This window comes from Microcoleus sp. AR_TQ3_B6, assembly GCF_036702785.1.
Classification (GTDB): domain Bacteria; phylum Cyanobacteriota; class Cyanobacteriia; order Cyanobacteriales; family Microcoleaceae; genus Microcoleus.
This window is the reverse complement of the sequence record NZ_JAUBVJ010000180.1, coordinates 1-5,086: the sequence shown is the minus strand read 5'-3', so window position 1 is coordinate 5,086 and position 5,086 is coordinate 1. Positions and strand designations below refer to the sequence as shown.

Below are 5,086 nucleotides of genomic sequence, written 5' to 3'. Positions count from 1 at the left end.
ATCTGCCCGCGCGAGTGGCTTTTAGAGCCTGAAAAACTGTATGAATTGATGCTCCAAGAGAAGATTGATTGTGCAGAGTTTGTTCCAGCGGTTCTTAGGAATTTGATTCAGTATTTGGAGAGAACAAAGCAAGACCTTAGCTTCATGCGATTGCTGATAGCTGGTTCCGATAGTTGGCATATAAAGGAGTATGAGCAATTCCAGCGTTTTTGTGGCACGGAAACACGTCTGATTAATTCTTACGGGGCGACTGAAGCGACCATTGACAGTTCCTATTTTGAAAGTGCCGCACTCAATTTTTCTAGTGATGGGCTAGTCCCTATTGGCCGTCCCTTTGCCAACAACCAGATCTACATCTTAGATTCCCATCTCCAGCCAGTGCCCGTCGGCGTTGCAGGCGAACTGCATATAGGTGGTGCTGGTCTTGCCCGAAGCTATCTCAATCAGTTGGAGTTAACCGAGCAGAAATTCATCCCTAACCCTTTTAGCAATAAGTCGGGAGACCGCCTTTACAAGACGGGGGATCTCGGCCGTTATCTGCCAGACGGCACTATTGAGTTCCTGGGACGCGTTGATAATCAGGTGAAGATTCGAGGCTTCCGAGTTGAGCCCGGGGAAATCGAGGCAGTGCTGAGCCAACACCCTGCGGTGCAGGAGGCGGCGATCGTAGTTCGAGAGGATGTCCCCGGGAGCAAGCGTCTAGTAGCCTATGTAGTTGTCAACCAGGCAACTCCCCCAGTTATTTCGGAACTACAGCATTTTGTGAAGCAGCAGTTGCCTAAGTATATGGTGCCTTCAGCCTTCGTGCTGCTTTCGGCCCTGCCGCTAACTCCCAATGGCAAGGTAGACCGCCGCGCCCTGCCGGCCCCCGATCTGACTAGCTCCGAAGGAGAAGAAGCCTTAGTGACACCTCAAACGCCTGTTGAGGAAGTGCTCGAAGGGATCTGGACAGACGTTTTGCGACTGGAAAAGATAGGCATTCACGACAATTTCTTTGAAGTCGGTGGGGATTCGATCCTCAGTATTCAGATCGTAGCCAGAGCCAATCAGGCGGGTTTAAAGCTCACTCCCAAACAGCTCTTTCAGTACCCAACAATCGCCGAGTTGGCAACAGTGGCAGACACTACCTCTGTGTCCCAAGCCGAACAGGGTTTGGTCACAGGAGAAGTGTTGCTGACACCCATCCAACAATGGTTCTTTGAACAAGAGTTTGCCGAACCGCACCACTGGAACCAGGCGATGCTGCTGGAAGTTCGGCAACCATTAGACCTGGCACTATTGTCACAAGTGGTGCAGCAATTGCTCATCCATCACGATGCGCTGCGCCTGCGATTTATGCGCTCTGAATCCGGCTGGCAACAATTTAACGCCCTTCCAGATAAGAGAGTTCCCTGCACCAGGATTGATTTGTCAGCGCTACCCGAGGCGGAGCAAAGACCAGCCTTTGAAGCAGCAGTAGCAGAACTACAAGCTAGTTTGAACCTGGAGACTGGTGCCCTGGTAAGGGTAGCGCTGTTTGACCTGGGCCGGAATCAGCCCAACCGCCTGCTGTTTGTCATTCATCACCTGGCAGTAGATGGTGTTTCCTGGCGAATTTTGCTAGAGGATCTACAACGAGCATACGAACAACTGAGTCGTGGGGAGGCAATGAAGCTGCCACCAAAGACCACCTCTTACCAGGATTGGGCCCGATCTTTGAGAGAATATGGGCAATCCCCAGCGCTGGAGCAAGAATTAGACTACTGGCTAGCCCCTTCTCGGTTTGAAGCTGCCCCCCTGCCAGTGGACTATCCGGCTGGTAAGAACGCTAACACTGTGGCCTCGGCTTGTAACGTGTCAGTTTCGTTGAGCGCTGAAGAAACCCGCGCTCTGCTACAGGACGTCCCGCAGGCTTATAACACCCAAATTAACGATGCGCTGCTGACAGCTTTGGTACAAACCTTTGCCCAGTGGACTGGTACTCGCTGCCTGCTGGTTGAGTTGGAAGGTCACGGGCGAGAGGAAATCTTGGAAACGGTGGACCTGTCACGCACTGTGGGCTGGTTTACCACTGTCTTCCCTGTCCTATTGGATATCAGGGAAGCGAACCATCCAGGAGAGGCATTGAAGTCGGTCAAAGAACAACTGCGCCGCATTCCGAACCGGGGGATTGGCTATGGCTTGCTGCGCTATCTCAAGGAGGACACAGCAATCGCCCAGAAACTGCGATCCCTTCCTCAGACCGAGGTGAGCTTCAACTACCTAGGTCAGTTCGATCAGTTGCTGTCGCCAGATGGGATGTTTGGACTGGCAAAAGAGTCCAACGGCTCAGAATACAGCCTCCTGGGAAGGCGAAGCCATCTTTTGGAGATCAACGGGTTTGTGGCTGGAGGTCAGCTGCAACTCAATTGGACTTACAGCTCAAATCTGCATCAAAGAGCTACTGTTGAGCGTCTCGCCGAAGGTTTTATGGCTGCAGTGCGATCGCTCATTGCCCACTGTCAATCGCCTGAGGCAGGTGGCTATACGCCTTCTGATTTTCCAGCTGCGAAGCTGGGTCAAAAAGATATTGATAAGTTCATCGCCAAAATCAGCCAAACCAACAAGAGGAAGTCTAAATGAAAATGGAGAATATTGAGGATTTATACGAACTTTCTCCAATGCAGCAGGGGATGCTTTTCCACAGCCTTGCTGCTCCGGAGTCTGGGGTGTATGTCGAGTATGTGAGCTGTACCGTGCAGGGGAAGCTAAACATTCCCGCCTTTCAGCGGGCTTGGCAGCAGGTGATGGAGCGACATCCAGTTTGGCGTACCTCGTTTTATTGGGAGGGTTTTGACAAGCCACTTCAAGTAGTAAACCAATACGTGAGCTTACCCTGGCAGCAGTTTGACTGGCGGGCGCTGCCTCCAGTAGAACAGCAAGAGCAATTGGAGGCTTTCCTTCATGCGGAGCGAAAGCGGGGCTTTGAACTCTCCGAGGCACCACTGATGCGTCTGGTTCTGATCCAGATGGGCGAGGATATCTATGAATTTATTTGGAGCCACCACCATCTCTTGTTGGATGGATGGTCGCTGTCTTTGGTGCTTAAGGAAGTCTTTGCCTTTTATGAAGCATTCTCCCAAGGTCAAGACTTACAACTGAAACGCAGTCGTCCCTACCGCGACTATATCGCCTGGTTGCAAGAGCAGGATTTGGCTGAGGCTGAGGCGTTCTGGCGGCAGGCGCTCAGCGGTTTAAACGCACCGACTCCCCTATCCGTCGATCGAGCATTGGGAAGCTTGCCCAGTGAGGTAGAGAGCTACGATGAGCAGCAAATCCAACTATCAGTAGAAGCGACCGCAAGCCTCCAATCCTTGGCTCGAGGGCATCAACTGACTGTTAGCACCTTAGTGCAGGGAGCCTGGGCCATACTTTTGAGTCGCTATAGCGGACAGGAAGATGTCGTCTTTGGGGCTACCGTGTCCGGTCGTCCAGCAGACCTAGCGGGAATCGAGTCCATGGTAGGGCTATTTATCAATACCCTGCCGATACGGGTGCAAGCGTCGCCGGAGGCATTCCTTCTGGACTGGCTCAAGCAGCTCCAAGCTCAGCAAATCGAGTTGCGCCAGTACGAATACAGTTCACTGGTACAGGTGCAAGGATGGAGTGATGTACCCCGGGGGCTGCCTCTGTTTGAGAGCATTGTAGTCTTTGAAAACTACCCGGTAAATGCTTCCTTGGGTTCGCCTGAAGGAAGATTAGAGTTTCGTAATGTTCGCGGCGTTGAGCGGACAAACTATCCCCTCACATTAGTAGCATTGCCCGGCGCACAATTGTCACTACAGTTAAGCTACGATTGCCGTAGCTTTGATGCAGCTGCTATCACTCGGATGCTGAGGCATTTGCAGACCTTACTAGAAGGTATTGTTGCGAATCCTCGACAGCGCCTTAAGAACTTGCCGCTGCTGACACAGCAAGAGCGCCAGCAGTTGCTGGTGGATTGGAATGACACCCAGACAGAGTATCCCTGCGACAAGTGTATCCACCAACTGTTTGAGGCTCAGGTACAAAAAACTCCAGATGTTGTAGCCGTAGTCTTTGAAGACCACCAACTCACTTACCACGAGTTGAACACTAAAGCCAATCAACTGGCACACCACCTGCGTTCTCTGGGCGTAAGTCCAGATGAACTTGTGGGCATCTGCGTGGATCGCTCGTTGGAGATGGTGGTGGGACTATTGGGCATTCTCAAAGCTGGCGGAGCTTACGTGCCCTTAGACCCTGGTTATCCCTCTGAGCGCTTGGCTTTCATGCTGGAAGATACCCAAGTCTCAGTGCTACTGACCCAACAGTCGCTGGTTGAAAAGCTTCCCTCACACCAGGCACGGGTTGTCTGCCTCGACAGCAACTGGGAGACTCTCGCTCAACAAAGTCAGGAGAACCCGAAAAGCGAGGTGATGCCCGACCACCTAGCATACGTGATGTATACCTCAGGCTCGACGGGTATACCCAAGGGGGTTAGCGTCATCCATCGGGGAGTAGTGCGGTTAGTCAAACAAACAAACTATGCCAGCTTCAGCACCGAAGAAGTGTTTCTTCAGCTTGCCCCCATTTCGTTTGATGCCTCGACGTTTGAGATTTGGGGCAGCCTGCTTAACGGTGCAAGGCTGGTGGTCATGCCTCCCCACACCCCATCTTTGCAAGAGTTGGGACGAGCGCTCGAGCAATACCAGGTGACGACGCTGTGGCTCACGGCTGGATTGTTTCACGTGATGGTAGATGAGCAGATTCAAAACTTGAAAGGTGTACGTCAACTGCTAGCGGGGGGTGATGTTTTATCTGTCGGTCATGTCAAACGGGTGCTTCAAGAAATCAAAGGATTGACGCTAATCAATGGTTACGGACCGACTGAGAACACAACCTTTACTTGCTGCTACCCGATAACTGAGCCAAGCCTTGTAGGAAATTCAGTTCCTATCGGTCGTCCCATTGCTAATACTCAAGTTTACCTGCTTGATGACCGTCTACAGCCTGTCCCTGTGGGAGTTCCAGGCGAGTTGTACATTGGTGGTGACGGGCTAGCACGAGGCTACCTCAACCGCCCGGATCTAAACAGCGAGAGGTTTAT

At 52.1% G+C, this 5,086-nt stretch carries 2 protein-coding genes; both read left to right on the top strand.

Features of this window, described 5'->3' with window-relative positions:
- On the top strand, positions 1 to 2,601 hold a 2,601-nt coding region (locus QUB56_RS36235), incomplete at its 5' end, for a condensation domain-containing protein (RefSeq protein ID WP_332961193.1).
- Positions 2,598 to 5,086: amino acid adenylation domain-containing protein (locus QUB56_RS36230; protein WP_332961192.1), on the top strand; the 2,489-nt coding region annotated here is incomplete at its 3' end. The genes QUB56_RS36235 and QUB56_RS36230, both read left to right, overlap by 4 nt.